Here is a 13,839-nt window from a genome sequence, read left to right on the forward strand (position 1 = left end):
AAAAGAATCCCGTGCCCACCTGAACGCCCGTCGCCCCGCCCCCGTACTCCCCGGCAACTCCCCCGCGTAGGCCGGGTGCGTACCCGTACGGACTCGACAGGACCGTACGGGTACGCACCCGGAGCGGCGGGACCCAGGCCCCCCGCTCAACCCCCCAGCGCGTGCGACACCGTGTAGATCGCCAGGCCCGCCAGCGCGCCCACCACCGTGCCGTTGATCCGGATGAACTGGAGGTCGCGGCCGATGTGCGCCTCGATCTTCTTCGAGGTCTGGTCCGCGTCCCAGCCCGCGACCGTCTCGCTGATCAGCGAGGTGATCTCCGCCCGGTACGTCGTCACCACGTACACCGCCGCGTCCTCCAGCCAGCCGTCCAGCTTGCCCTGGAGGCGTTCGTCGCTCGCCAGCCTCGCTCCCAGCGACATCAGCGAGGCGCGCGCCCGCAGCCGCAGTTCGCTGCGCTCGTCCTCCGCCGCCGAGAGGATCATCGTGCGGACGGAGGACCAGGCCGAGGCGATGACGTCCTGGACCTCGCTCCGGCCCAGGATCTCCGACTTCAGGCGCTCCACCCGGGCCCGCGTGTCGGCGTCGGTCTGGAGGTCGGCCGCGAAGTCGGTCAGGAACGTGTCGATCGAGCCGCGCGCCGGGTGCTCCGGCATGTCCCGCATCTCCGTGACGAATCGCAGCAGTTCCTTGTAGACCCGCTCCCCCACCCGCTTGTCCACGAACCTCGGCGTCCAGCCGGGGGCCCCGCCCTGCACCGCGTTCATCACCGAATCGCCGTGCTCCACCAGCCAGTCGTGCGCCCGTACGCAGATGAGGTCGACGACCTTGCGGTGGCCGCCGTCCGTGACGACCTTCTCCAGCATCTTGCCGAGTCCCGGGCCGACCTCCACCGCGTCCGCCCGCCGGGTGATCGCCTCGCCGACCACCGCCTGGACGTCGGAATCCCGAAGGACCGTCAGCGCACCGCGCAGCGCCGTCGCCAGCTCGGCGGTGACCCGGTCGGCGTGGGCCGGCTCCGCGAGCCACGTACCGAGCCGCCGGCCGACCCCGAGAGCGTGAATTCGGTCACGAATGACGTCTCCGGAGAGAAAGTTCTCGCCAACGAAGGAACCGAGGGACTGTCCTAGCTGATCCTTCTTGGTGGGGATGATGGCTGTGTGCGGGATGGGCAGGCCGAGCGGGCGCCGGAAGAGCGCCGTGACGGCGAACCAGTCCGCGAGCGCGCCCACCATCCCCGCCTCGGCAGCCGCTGCGACGTAGCCCGGCCAGCCCCCCACACCTGAGTTCTTCGCCCAGGTGGCCAGGACGTAGACGAGCGCGACGAGCAGAAGGAGGCCGGTCGCCGTGAGCTTCATGCGCCGTACGCCGCGCTGCTTCTCCTCGTCGGCGGCGGTGTACGCGAACGAGGCCAGCGGGCCCGCGCCCGCCCCCGGCTCCCGTGCCCGCCCCGGCGGCAGCGCCGATCGCACCGACGCCGGGGCCTTCGACGGCTCCGCCCGTGCCGGGACCTCCGGCGCCCGCGCTCCGTCCTTCTGCACCGCGTCCCCGTCCTGCCCCTGCTCGCCGGATCCGGTCCGTTCCATCCGCTCCACCCGTCCGCGTACGCCTCGCCCCCGTGACGTACGCATTGTCCCTACCTCCCCTACTCCTGGGCCGCATGTGGAGTTCCCGACGGCCTGTCGCATCATGGGACCAGCACGATCATCACAAGGAGAACCACCGCACATGCCAAGGCGCCAGGGGTATGCCCTGCTCATCGCCCTAGTGGCGGGCACCGCCGCGCTCGCCGCCGCCGTCGCCTTCGCAACGACGCTGCTCTCCGGCCCCGGGGCGACGCCGCTGCCGCCCGCCGAGACCCAGGCGGCCGCCCGTAACCCGGTCGCCCCCGCCACCTCGGGCGGCTCCTGGGTCGCCACCTGGACCGCCGCGCCCGTCGGCGCCGAGAAGGGCACGGAGGGCGGGCTCCCCGGGCGCACCGTCCGTAACGTCGTGCACACCAGCATCGGCGGGAACGTCGCCCGGATCACGCTGTCCAACCTCTTCGGCACGACCCCCCTGGTCGTCGACCAGGCCACCGTCAACACCCGGCCGGTGACCTTCAAGGGCGCCGGGACCGTCACCGTCGCCGCGGGCGGACGGGTCGTCAGCGACCCGGTCGTCGTGCCGGTGGCCCCCGACTCCGACCTCCAGGTCAGCTTCCGCACCCCCCGGGGCGGCGGGCCGGTCACCTACCACGGTTACACCCACCAGACCTCGTTCCTGATCGACGAGCGCGGCACCTTCAGCACCAGCAACTGGCGCTATCTGACCGCCGTGGACGTCCGCAGCGAGCAGGCGCTCGGCGCGGTCGTCGCCCTCGGGGACTCCCTGACCGCGGGCAGCGGCTCCAGCACCGACGCCAACGCCCGCTGGCCCGACGTCCTCGCCGACCGGCTGGGCGGCCGGTACGGGGTCGCCAACGCGGGCATCGCGGGCAACCGGGTCGTGGGCATCGGCCGCGGCACCGGCGGCCAGTCGGGCACCGACCGGCTCGACCGGGACGTCCTGGGGGTCGCCGGGGCCCGGACCGTCGTCGTGGCGCTCGGCATCAACGACGTACAGCAGTACCCGCAGGAGACCGACCCCCAGCGCATCGTGGACAGTCTGCGCGCCCTCACCGACCGGGCGCACGCCCGCGGGCTGCGGGTCGTCGGCGCGACGCTGACCCCGTTCGAGGGCTTCGCCACCTGGACGCCCCAGCGCGATGCCGTCCGCCACGCGGTCAACCAGCAGATCCGGTCGGGCACGGTCTTCGACGCGTACGTCGACTTCGACGCGGCGGTACGCGACCCCGCCGCGCCGAACCGGCTCCTCGCCTCGTACGACTCCGGCGACCACCTGCACCTCAACGACGACGGGTACCGCGCGCTCGGCGACCGGGTGGACCTGAAGTCCCTGGACCGGGACCGCGCGCCCCGTTCCGACGCGCTGTGACCCGCTGAGGAGAGGCGAAGGCCTCGGCGCCGTGAACCGCTGGGGTGAGGCGAAGGTCCTCAGCGCCGTGAACCGTCCGGGCGCCGAGGGCCCGGTCAAGATCCGCCGGACACGCCCCAGGGCCCTCAGAGCTTCTTGCGTCCTTCGCCGGAACCGCCGTCGTCCGGGCCCTCCAGCTCGTGGCGGCGGCGCGCCTCCAGCTCCGCCTCCTTCGCCTCCTTCAAGCGGCGGCGCTCCGCCTTCGTCCGCTTGCGGTCCACTCCGACGCCGCCCATCAGGGCGAATCCGGTGATCCGCACCCGCGGGGAGTCGGGGGAGATCTCCCCGTCCTCGTTGGAGCCCTCGCCGAAGCCGCCCATGATGCCGATGCCCCGGACCTCGACGTTCAGCTCCGGCGGCGCGGTCACGTGGATGCCGCCCATGATCGTGAAGCAGCGGATCACGACCTCGCGGTCCTCGAAGTGCGCCTCGCGCAGGTCGATCTCGCCGCCGCCCCACATCGCGAACGCGGTGAACTTCCGGGCCACCGTCCAGCGGCCCTTCCGGTTGAAGCCGCCCCAGAGGGCGAACCCGCCCGTGGAGGTCGCGGGACCGCCGATCCGCGCGGGCCAGTTCGCCGCGGAACCCCCCAGCGGGGCGGGCACGGACGAACCGACCGGAGCGACCGCCGAGCCCGGTGCCGGCAGGTCCTGGACCAGCGGCTCCAACTCCCCGTGCGTACGGGCCTTGTAGGCCCTCTCCAGGCGCTGGTCGAACTCGTCCATATCCAGTCGGCCCTCGGCCACGGCCTCGCGCAGCAGTTCCGCGATCCGCTCGCGCTCGGCATCGGAGGCGCGCATGTCCGGACGTTCACTTGTCATACCGCGCAGCCTATTGAACGCACCCGTTCCCGGCACAGACCCGCAGGCCCATGGCCTGCGCGCGTCGCGCCACAGCAGCCGTCACGGCGTCGACTCGTACATCCTCGCGATCACGGCCTCGATGTCCGGCTCCCGTACCGACAGGTCGACCAGCGGGTAGTCCGCGGCGATCCGCGCCACCAGCGGGGCCGCCGACGCGGCGGCGGGGAACGCCAGCCACTGGCGCGGGCCCTCCACCTTGACCGCACGCAGGGCGGGTTGATCTCCACCGTCCGCCGACTCCAGCCGGATCGGGGGGAGTTCGCTCTCCAGGTCCACCACCAGCATGCGTTCGCTCTCCCCCACCTCGTGGAGGCCCGCCAGCGAACCGTCGTACATCAGACGGCCGTGGTCGATCACCATCACCCGGCCGCACAGCTGCTCGATGTCGGTGAGGTCGTGCGTCGTCAGCAGGACCGTCGTCCCGCGCTCGGCGTTCAACTCCTTGAGGAACTGCCGCACCTTGACCTTGGAGATCACGTCCAGACCGATCGTCGGTTCGTCCAGGTACAGCACCTCCGGGTCGTGCAGCAGCGCCGCCGCGATGTCGCCGCGCATCCGCTGGCCGAGCGAGAGCTGCCGGACGGGGACCTCCAACAGCTTGCCCAGGTCGAGGAGTTCGACGCAGCGTTCCAGGTTCTCCCGGTAACGCCGGTCGGGGATGCGGTACATGCGGTGCATCAGCCGGTACGAGTCGCGCAGCGGCAGGTCCCACCAGAGGGTCGTCCGCTGACCGAAGACGACACCGATGCGCTGCGCCAGGCGCGTACGTTCGCGGGAGGGGTCGATGCCCGCGACGCGCAGCCGGCCGCCGCTCGGGGTGAGGATGCCCGTCAGCATCTTGATCGTGGTCGACTTCCCGGCGCCGTTCGGGCCGATGTAGCCGACCATCTCGCCGCGCGCGACCCGGAAGCTGATCCCGTCCACGGCCCGCACCTCGTGGCGCTCCCGGCGCAGCAGGCCCGCCCGGCGGCGGACCTCGAAGACCTTCTCGACTCCGTCGAGGCTGATGAACCCGTCGTCCGCCATGTCCGTGCTCTCCCGCGTAGTCCCGTGGTTTCTCAACTGCCCGTGCTCCGGTAGGACCGCAGGCCCGCCCGCCACGCCAGGCCCGCGAGGGCGCAGGCACCCGCCGCGACCAGCGGCGGCAGGAACGCCACCCACTGCGGCAGGTCCACCGGGTACTCCCGCCCCAGCACGTACAGCGCGGGCAGCCAGCTCGCGAAGGCCAGCGGCACCACGAACGTCACCCCGCGCACCAGGTCCTTCGCGAAGATGGTGGGCGGGTACTGGAGCAGCGTCGTCCCGCCGTACGTGAAGGAGTTCTGCACCTCCGAGGCGTCCTGCGCGACGAACTGGAACGCCGCTCCCGCGATGAAGACCGCCCCGAAGATCGCCGCCCCGCTGAGGACCGTCATCGGCAGCATCAGCATCTTCAGCGGCGTCCAGGCGATGTCGAGGGTGACGATCGCGTAGCCGAGCACCAGCAGTCCCTGGGTGATCCGGCCCAGCCGGCGCAGCGCGAACCGGTCCGCCGCCACCTGTGCCAGCACCGGCACCGGGCGCACCAGCAGGGTGTCGAACGTTCCGTCCCGTACCCGCCCGCCGACCCGGTCCATCGATCCCAGCAGCAGGTCGCACACCCCGAACGCCGTCGACGACAGGCCGTACAGCAGCGCGATCTCCGGCAGCGCGTAGCCGCCGAGCGCGTCGACGTGCGTGAACATCAGCAGGATCGTCACGAAGTCGAAGGCCGTCACCGCGAGGTTCCCGAACAGGGTCATGGCGAACGAGGCCCGGTACGCCATCGTCGAGCGCACCCACATGGCCATGATCAGCCCGTACGCCCGGACGCCTTCCAGCGGCCGGGGCCGGTCCTCGAAGGCGAAGCCGACCGGCTCGTGTTCCTCGCCGTCGGCCCGTACCGCCACCGACTCAGCCACCCTGCACCACCACTCTCCTGGTCGCCGCGGTCTGCAGCAGCCGGCCCGCGCCGAGCAGCACGACCGCCCACCCGGCCTGGAAGACGTACGCCTGCACCAGCCCCCACCCGGTGTGCTTCCCGAGGAACACATCGGCCGGCACCTGGAGGAGCGAGGACCACGGCAGCGCCCGCGCCACCTCGCCCAGCAGCCCCGGGAACAGGTTCAGCGGCAGCAGCATCCCGGAGAAGAACAGCCCCGCCAGCATCGCCATCTGCATCGCCCCCGCACCGTCGAGCAGCCAGAACGCCGACATCGCGACCAGATAGCGGATCGCGAAGCTGACGACGACCCCCAGGAACACCGACAGCAGGAACGCCGGCCAGGTCCAGAGCGACCCGGGGAACGCCAGGTCGAAGGCGAGCGCCCCCAGGAACATCGGCACCACCCCGCGCCCCAGCAGGTGGAACGCCGCCCGGCCCAGATCCGCCGCCAGCCACCACAGCTGGAGGTCGACGGGCCGGTACAGGTCGACGGCGATGTCCCCCGTACGGATCCGCTCGACCAGCTCGCTCTCGAACCCGCCGCCCATCAGGGCGCTGCTCATCAACAGGGCCTGGCCGAGCCAGACGTACGTCAGCGCCTGGGAGGTGTCGTAGCCGCCGAGCTGCGGACGTACGTCCCACAGGGCGATGTAGGTGTACGCCATGATGAAGCCGAAGACGGTGTTGGTGAACACCCCCGCCGCCGTCGCCGTCCGGTAGGTGGCGTAGCGCCGGAACCCGCCCGCCGCCACCACTGCGTACAGCCGCACGCCGCCCCCTCTCCCCCGCCGCCACCGGCTCCCGGCACCAAAGCGCACGACCCTAGTCCACGCGCGAGGGCCGGGGCGACTGCTTTTCCACGACCGGAGGAGGGAACGAGACAGTAATAAACGCAGATTTCCTGACGAACCGGGCACTATGGGAGAACTGACCACGTCTCAGGAGCCCCCACCGACATGAGCGACGAGCCACAGAGCTGGGCCCCCCGCGACTCCTCGGGCGCGGGGGCCTCCTCCACCGGAAACCAACCACCGACGGCGTCCGGGGAGCAGCCCGGGCGGAAGCCGGGGAAGCCCGGAAAGCCCGGGAAGAAGGCCCGGCCCCGGCGCACCGGCTGGCGGCGCGCCGTCCCCACCTGGCGGATGACCCTCGGCACCCTCCTCGGCCTCGTCGTCCTCCTCGGCGCCGGGATCTTCGCCGCCTACCGGCTCGTCGACATCCCGGCCGCCAACGCCTCGGCCACCGCCCAGTCCAACGTCTACCTCTACAGCGACGGCAGCGTCATCGCCCGGGACGGCGACGTGAACCGGGAGAAGGTCAAGCTCTCCCAGGTCCCCCCGACCGTCCAGCACGCGGTCCTGGCCGCCGAGGACCGGGACTTCTACTCCGACGACCGCGCCGTGGACGTGAAGGCGATGCTCCGGGCCGGCTGGAACACCGTCACCGGCAAGGGCAAACAGGGCGGCTCCACGATCACCCAGCAGTACGTGAAGAACTACTACCTCGGCCAGGAACGCACCGTCCTGCGCAAGGCCAAGGAAGCGATCATCGCGGTCAAGCTCAACCGCGAGGAGACCAAGGACCAGATCTTCGAGGGCTACCTCAACACCAGCTACTTCGGACGCAACGCGTACGGCATCCAGGCCGCCGCCCAGGCGTACTACGGCAAGAACGTCGAGGAGCTCACCACCGCCGAAGGCGCGTACCTCGCCTCCCTGCTGAACGCCCCCAGCGCCTACGACGTCATCGCCCACCCCGGCAACAAGCCCGCGGCCCAGCGCCGCTGGAACTACGTCCTGGGCGGCATGGTCAAGGAACGCTGGCTCACCGCCGCCGAACGGGCGACGACGCGGTTCCCCACCCCCGGCGAGGCCAAACCGTCGAACGGGCTCTCCGGGCAGCGCGGCTACATCGTGCAGGCCGTCGAGGACTACCTGAACCGGCGCGGCATCCTCGACGCGAAGACCCTCGCCACCGGCGGCTACCGCATCACCACCACCCTCGACAAGGCCAAGCAGGACGCCTTCGTCGAAGCCGTCGCCGACAACGTGACGGCCAAGACCAGCGCCGACCGCGCCGCCGACCGCAACGTCCGCGTCGGCGGTGCCTCGATCGTCCCGAAGACCGGGGAGGTCGTCGCCCTGTACGGCGGCATCGACTACACGAAGCAGTACGTCAGCAACGCGACCCGCCGCGACTACCAGGTCGGCTCCGTCTTCAAGCCGTTCGTCCTCACCTCCGCCGTCGTCAACGACTCCACCACCCAGGACGGCCGGCGCATCACGCCCAACACCGTCTACGACGGCACCAACAAGCGCACCGTCGTCGGCGTGCAGGGGTCCACCGACTACGCCCCCGCCAACGAGGACGACGTCGACTACGGCGACATCACCGTACGCATCGCCACCGACAAGTCCGTCAACTCCGTCTACGCCCAGATGGCGCAGGACGTCGGCCCCGCGAAGGTCCGGGACACCGCGATCGCCCTCGGTATCCCCGCCGACACCCCCGACCTCACCGCCGCCCCCTCCATCGCGCTCGGCACCGCCAACGCCAGCGTCCTCGACATGGCCGAGGCGTACGCCACCCTCGCCGACCACGGCCGGCACGGCAGATACGTCCTCGTCGAGAAGGTCACCAAGGACGGCGCGGAGATCGAACTCCCCGAACGCGCCACCGAACAGGCCGTCAGCCGCGAGGCCGCCGACACCACCACCGCCGTCCTGCGCAGCGTCGTGGAGGGCGGCACCGGCACCGCGGCCCAAGCGGTGGGCCGCCCGGCCGTCGGCAAGACCGGCACCGCGGAGGAGGACCGGGCCGCCTGGTTCGCCGGATACACCCCGGACCTCGCGAGCGTCGTCGCCGTGATGGGCCAGAACCCGGACACGGGCGCCCAGACCCCGCTGTACGGAGCGCTCGGCCTGGCCCGCGTCAACGGCGGCGGCGTCCCGGCCGAGACCTGGGCCGCCTATACGGAAGCGGCGCTGCGCTCGTCCCCGGCCCAGGAGTTCGACCTGCGGCCGGCCCCGGGCTCGGACGAGGGGGACGAGCTCCTGATCGACGAGAACGCCGACGGGGGCACGGACCCGTCCTCCTCACCGGACCCCGACGCCAGCCCGGACAGCACATCCGACACCACCCCCGACAGCACTGCCGACGGCAGCGCCCCGCCCGCGACCGGCACGAGCGCCGGCGGGAACACCAGTGGCGACACGACGGGCGGGGCCGACGAGGGTGCGGTGTCCGTTCCGGACGGAAACGGCTAGGGCCTGTCCGGAACGGACAGGCCCTGGGGTCTCAGTGCCCCGAGGTCGCCTTCAGGCCGACCACGGCCACCAGCAGCAGACAGACGAAGAAGATCCGGGCGGCGGTCACCGGCTCGTTCAGCACGACCATGCCCAGGATCGCCGCACCGGCCGCGCCGATCCCGACCCACACGCCGTACGCCGTACCGATCGGCAGCGTCTTCGCCGCATGCGACAGCAGCACCATGCTCGCCACGATCCCGAGACCGGTGAACACACTCGGCCAAAGCCGGGTGAACCCCTCGGTGTACTTCATCCCGATCGACCAGCCCACTTCGAGCAGGCCGGCGACGATCAGCAGAACCCACGCCATGACAGAACCTCCGACGACGAACACACGGACAACTTCACGGGTGCGTCGTCTTTGCCAACCCGGTACGGCGCGTCTCGTCGGGGTGGTTCCACCGTAGCAAAAAACGGGGAAAGGGCCTGGTGACACCGGTCACCAGGCCCTGAACAGCGCGGTTCTACAGATACAGCCCGGTCGAATCCACCGACCCCTCGAACCGGTCGGCGGCCACCGCATGCAGATCGCGCTCCCGCATCAGGACGTACGCCACGCCCCGCACCTCGACCTCGGCCCGGTCCTCGGGGTCGTACAGCACCCGGTCGCCTGGCTCCACCGTCCGCACGTTCTGCCCGACCGCCACGACGACGGCCCAGGCCAGCCGACGGCCCACCGCGGCCGTCGCCGGGATCAGGATGCCGCCGCCGGAACGCCGCTCGCCCTCGGACGCGTCGTTCCGCACGAGCACGCGGTCGTGCAGCATCCGGATGGGCAGCTTGTCGTCGTGCGGGGCGCCGGGGGCGGTGGTGCCGGGGGTGGTGTTCTCGCTCACGCCCGCAACCTACCTGCCGGGGCCCGGACCGTACGCCTCCGGGTTCGGATCACGCGCGGCGGCGCTTCGACACGGTGAGCAGCCCCACCACGCCGACCACCAGCAGCGCCGCCGGGATCACCCGCTCCAGCCGCGGCGAGCCGTCCTCCGCGACGAACCGGGCCTTCACCTCCGACACCGAGCGGTTCACCGCGACGAAGGCACGGCCGGCCGTCCGGTCCACGGTCTGGGCCGCCTTCGCCTTGGCATCGCCGATGATCGTCTTCGGGTGTACGCGCACCCCGATCTCGTCGAGCACCACAGCGAGCTGCTCACGCCTGCTGATGATGTCCGCCTCGATCTGCGCAGGGGTCCTGGCATCCGACACTGCGCCGCCTCCGTGGTCGTCGTCCGTTGAACCTTCGTCTGAAACCTTCGTCGACAGTCTGTCAGCTCGAACCTCCGCACACCCGGCGGCACCCCTATTACCCTCGGTCCCGTCCGACCAGCGCACCACCCGAGGAGAACCACATGAGCGAGCGACTGAAGCCCGGCGACACCGCTCCCGCCTTCACCCTTCCCGACGCCGACGGCAACGAGGTGTCGCTCGCCGACCACAAGGGCCGCAAGGTCATCGTGTACTTCTACCCGGCCGCTCTTACCCCCGGATGCACCAAGCAGGCCTGCGACTTCACGGACAACCTCGACCTCCTGGCGAACGCCGGGTACGACGTCATCGGCGTCTCCCCCGACAAGCCGGAGAAGCTCGCTAAGTTCCGCGACACGGAAAACCTCAAGGTCACCCTGGTGGGCGACCCGGCAAAGGAAACTTTGGCGGCGTACGGGGCCTTCGGCGAGAAGAAGCTCTACGGCAAAGTGGTGACGGGCGTGATCCGTTCCACCGTCGTCGTCGACGAGGACGGCAAGGTCGAGCACGCGTTCTACAACGTGAAGGCGACCGGACACGTGGCGAAGATCATCAGGGACCTGGGCATCTGACGGTCCCCTGGGACACCCCCCGAGACACCCTCCGGGACACCCCCGCCCCTCACACGATCCCGACCCCTCGGTGTGTCGAGATCGTGTGAGGGAGATCGCATCGACCCATGAAGTCGGTTTGCGGCCGTCAACTCTGCGCAGAAGCCTTTCCTGGAACACCCTTCGAGGAAAGGACCCCGGCCATGGCGGCCTCCGACCCCCAGCAGGCGGCCGACCCAGCAGCGGTCAAGCGCCACCCCGCGCTCTTCCGGGCCATCCGGAAGCGCCAGAACCCGCGGCTGCGCCGGACGGACATCACGGTCACGGACGACGCCGCGGTGAAGCGGGCCGTGAAGGCGGCCTCCCTGGGTAACGCCATGGAGTGGTTCGACTTCGGGATCTACTCCTACCTGGCCGTGACCATCGGCCACGTCTTCTTCCCGTCCGGGAACGACACCACCCAGCTGCTCTCCTCCTTCGCGACCTTCGCGGTGGCCTTCCTGGTGCGGCCGCTCGGCGGGATGTTCTTCGGCCCGATGGGAGACAAGGTCGGCCGCAAGAAGGTCCTCGCGCTGACGATGATCCTGATGGCGGTCAGCACCTTCGCCATCGGTCTGATCCCGTCGCACGAGACGATCGGCATCGGGGCGGCCGCCCTGCTGATCTTCTTCCGGATGCTCCAGGGCTTCTCGACGGGCGGTGAGTACGGCGGCGCGTCGACGTTCATCGCGGAGTACGCCCCCGACAAGCGGCGCGGCTTCTTCGGCAGCTTCCTGGAGTTCGGCACCCTGGCCGGTTACGTCGGCGCGGCGGGCCTGGTGACAGCCCTGTACGCGCTCCTCAACGACGCCCAGATGGAGGCCTGGGGGTGGAGGATCCCGTTCCTCGTCGCGGGCCCGCTGGGCCTGGTCGGCCTCTACCTGCGGCTGAAGCTGGACGAGACCCCGGCCTTCCAGAAGCTGGAGGGCGGCACCGCGCACGCGAGCGAGGCGGCGGACGGCATCGAGGCCACGGCCAAGGGCGATCTGGCGAAGATCTTCCGGAACTACTGGCCGACGCTGATCCTCTGCATCTGCCTGGTCGGCGCGTACAACATCACCGACTACATGCTGCTGTCGTACATGCCGACGTACCTCTCCGACGAGCTGGGCTACAGCGAGACGCACGGGCTGCTGATCCTGCTGGCGGTGATGGTGTTCCTGATGCTGATCATCAGCCAGGTCGGCAAGCTCTCCGACCGCTTCGGCCGCAAGCCCCTGCTGATGACCGGAATGCTCGGCTTCCTCTTCCTCTCCCTGCCCGCCTTCCTCCTGATCCGGGTCGACGGCATCCTCCCGATCACGATCGGCATGCTGATGCTCGGCCTCTCGCTGGTCTGCATGCTCGGCACGATGTCGGCCGCCCTCCCGGCCCTGTTCCCGACGAACGTCCGCTACGGCTCCCTCTCGGTCGGCTACAACCTCTCCGCGTCGATCTTCGGCGGCACGACCCCGCTGGTGATCACGGCCCTGATCAGCTGGACCGGCTCCAACCTGATGCCGGCGTACTACGCGATGGCGGCGGCCCTGATCGGCGTGATCGCGGTGGCCTGCATGAAGGAGACCGCCCAGCAGCCCCTGATCGGCTCCCCGCCGTCGGTGGAGACGGACGAGGAGGCGGCGGAGCTGGTCCAGGCGCAGGCGCCCGAGCCGAAGTTCTGACCTGGCCCCGTCCGGCCCCTTGCTCGGAGGAACGGCCCGTACCGCTCACGTCGAGCGGTACGGGCCGTTCGCCTTCCCTGTCAGCTGGTCGCCGGATTTCGGGCGTGACTGTCCGATAAACGGTTCGTTACTCCGTACGAGGCTGCGAACGTCCTCGCGGCCAACGGAGGGGGACATGGGGGACAGCCCATACACGCGTGAGCGGCTGGCGGAGGCGGTGGCCGTATCGACGAACTGGACAGACCTGATGCGCCGCCTGGGGCTGCCGGAGAACGGCGGCAGGCGGCGCACGCTCCAGCAGCGGGTCGCCGAGTTCGGCCTGGACACTTCGCACTTCAAGCAACGCAGCCCGTGGAAGAAGTACCCGGACTCGGCGATCGCGGCAGCTGTGAAGACCTCGGGCTCGCTGCGCGAGGTCGTCACCGCACTCGGTGCTCCACCGGCCAGCGGCACGCTCTCGCACATCGGCCGTCGCATCGCCGCCGCCGGAATCGACGTCAGCCACTTCCCGGGCTTCAACCGCACCCAGGCGGATCTTCCCTTCACCACCGACGAATTACGGGAGGCAGCAGCTTCCGCCGACAGTATCCGTGGCACTGCTCGCGTTCTGGGAATGCCCGACGACGGTCGGTCCCGCTCCGCGCTGGCGAGCCTGCTGCGAAGGCGTGGTGTCGACACCGCGCATTTCCGGAACGCGCGCCTGGCAATACCCGAAGAGGCCCTGAGGCGCGCGGTCCCCCGGTGCACGAGCTACGCGGACGTCATGCGGGCTCTGGGGCTGGAAGTCAACGACACCAACCATCGCCGTGTGCGACGCAAGGCCGTTCAGCTGAAGCTGGACACGAGCCATTTCGCCCGCCGTTCCTGGACGGCAGAGCGAGTACCCCCACCCCGGACGGTCGCGCCGACCACCCTCATCGTCAGACCGCCCGGATCCACCCGCGTCCACCGAGAACGGCTTCACCGCGCACTGCAGGAGGTCGGCGTCGCGTACCGCTGCGTCTCCTGCGGCAACCCGGGCGAATGGCTGGGACAGCCCTTCACGCTCCAGATCGACCACTTCAACGGTGACTGGCTGGACAACCGAGCGGAAAACCTGCGCTATCTGTGCCCGAATTGCCACGCATTGACAGAAACGTGGTGCCGCAAGGGCCGGAGTCCGAAGGCAAGCACCGTATAACCCAAAGGACTGACGCC

At 70.4% G+C, this 13,839-nt stretch carries 13 protein-coding genes and 1 riboswitch; of the genes, 5 read left to right on the plus strand and 8 right to left on the minus strand.

What is annotated here, in order from left to right:
* Nucleotides 1-146: 146 nt before the first annotated feature.
* A complete protein-coding gene (locus IE134_RS19710) occupies nucleotides 147-1,586 on the minus strand; it encodes a DUF445 domain-containing protein (RefSeq protein ID WP_229823667.1) in 1,440 nt (479 codons plus the stop codon).
* A 142-nt stretch (nucleotides 1,587-1,728) separates the two neighbouring features.
* Here IE134_RS19710 and IE134_RS19715 point away from each other — a divergent pair, with 142 nt between their 5' ends.
* The gene (locus tag IE134_RS19715) at nucleotides 1,729-2,976 is read left to right on the plus strand and encodes an SGNH/GDSL hydrolase family protein (protein ID WP_189431229.1); all 1,248 of its coding nucleotides are present in this window, start codon (nucleotides 1,729-1,731) and stop codon (nucleotides 2,974-2,976) included.
* A 125-nt stretch (nucleotides 2,977-3,101) separates the two neighbouring features.
* Here the strand turns inward: IE134_RS19715 and IE134_RS19720 are convergent, their stop codons facing one another.
* The 4 genes from IE134_RS19720 to IE134_RS19735 form a co-directional block, all read right to left on the minus strand.
* Complete coding sequence (locus IE134_RS19720; protein WP_030708712.1) at nucleotides 3,102-3,815, minus strand: DUF1707 SHOCT-like domain-containing protein; 714 nt, start codon at nucleotides 3,813-3,815, stop codon at nucleotides 3,102-3,104.
* Between the two features lie 102 nt (nucleotides 3,816-3,917).
* Nucleotides 3,918-4,904, minus strand: a complete 987-nt coding sequence (locus IE134_RS19725; RefSeq protein ID WP_030708714.1) for an ABC transporter ATP-binding protein — start codon at nucleotides 4,902-4,904, stop codon at nucleotides 3,918-3,920.
* Between the two features lie 32 nt (nucleotides 4,905-4,936).
* Nucleotides 4,937-5,818, minus strand: coding sequence for an ABC transporter permease (locus IE134_RS19730; protein ID WP_097880193.1), 882 nt, complete (start codon nucleotides 5,816-5,818; stop codon nucleotides 4,937-4,939).
* On the minus strand, nucleotides 5,811-6,611 hold the full coding sequence (locus IE134_RS19735; RefSeq protein ID WP_030708718.1) for an ABC transporter permease: 801 nt from the start codon (nucleotides 6,609-6,611) through the stop codon (nucleotides 5,811-5,813). Before IE134_RS19735 ends, IE134_RS19730 begins: the two co-directional genes overlap by 8 nt.
* A 186-nt stretch (nucleotides 6,612-6,797) precedes the next feature.
* Here IE134_RS19735 and IE134_RS19740 point away from each other — a divergent pair, with 186 nt between their 5' ends.
* A complete protein-coding gene (locus IE134_RS19740) occupies nucleotides 6,798-9,107 on the plus strand; it encodes a transglycosylase domain-containing protein (RefSeq protein ID WP_189431231.1) in 2,310 nt (769 codons plus the stop codon).
* Nucleotides 9,108-9,138: 31 nt separating this feature from the next.
* On the opposite strand, the gene IE134_RS19745 is transcribed toward IE134_RS19740, so the two are convergent.
* The 3 genes from IE134_RS19745 to IE134_RS19755 form a co-directional block, all read right to left on the minus strand.
* A complete protein-coding gene (locus IE134_RS19745) occupies nucleotides 9,139-9,459 on the minus strand; it encodes a DMT family transporter (protein ID WP_018512395.1) in 321 nt (106 codons plus the stop codon).
* 39 nt (nucleotides 9,460-9,498) lie between these two features.
* A riboswitch (guanidine-III (ykkC-III) riboswitch) is annotated at nucleotides 9,499-9,557 on the minus strand.
* A 56-nt stretch (nucleotides 9,558-9,613) separates the two neighbouring features.
* Complete coding sequence (locus IE134_RS19750; RefSeq protein ID WP_042498713.1) at nucleotides 9,614-9,916, minus strand: GroES family chaperonin; 303 nt, start codon at nucleotides 9,914-9,916, stop codon at nucleotides 9,614-9,616.
* A 118-nt stretch (nucleotides 9,917-10,034) separates the two neighbouring features.
* Nucleotides 10,035-10,352 carry a DUF3618 domain-containing protein gene (locus IE134_RS19755; protein ID WP_189431233.1) on the minus strand — a complete coding sequence of 106 codons (318 nt, stop codon included), beginning with the start codon at nucleotides 10,350-10,352 and terminating at the stop codon, nucleotides 10,035-10,037.
* 143 nt (nucleotides 10,353-10,495) lie between these two features.
* On the opposite strand from IE134_RS19755, the gene bcp reads away from it, so the two are divergent.
* The 3 genes from bcp to IE134_RS19770 all read left to right on the plus strand — a co-directional run bounded on the left by bcp (nucleotide 10,496) and on the right by IE134_RS19770 (nucleotide 13,822).
* Nucleotides 10,496-10,963: a thioredoxin-dependent thiol peroxidase gene (bcp, locus tag IE134_RS19760; protein WP_006124862.1), complete on the plus strand. Its 468-nt coding sequence runs from the start codon at nucleotides 10,496-10,498 to the stop codon at nucleotides 10,961-10,963.
* Nucleotides 10,964-11,145: 182 nt separating this feature from the next.
* Nucleotides 11,146-12,642, plus strand: coding sequence for a glycine betaine/L-proline transporter ProP (proP, locus tag IE134_RS19765; protein ID WP_030708722.1), 1,497 nt, complete (start codon nucleotides 11,146-11,148; stop codon nucleotides 12,640-12,642).
* Between the two features lie 175 nt (nucleotides 12,643-12,817).
* On the plus strand, nucleotides 12,818-13,822 hold the full coding sequence (locus tag IE134_RS19770) for an HNH endonuclease signature motif containing protein (protein WP_189431235.1): 1,005 nt from the start codon (nucleotides 12,818-12,820) through the stop codon (nucleotides 13,820-13,822).
* The last annotated feature ends 17 nt before the right edge of the window (nucleotides 13,823-13,839 follow it).

The sequence above is a fragment of the Streptomyces rubiginosohelvolus genome (genome assembly GCF_014649875.1).
In the GTDB taxonomy this organism is placed as follows: domain Bacteria; phylum Actinomycetota; class Actinomycetes; order Streptomycetales; family Streptomycetaceae; genus Streptomyces; species Streptomyces rubiginosohelvolus.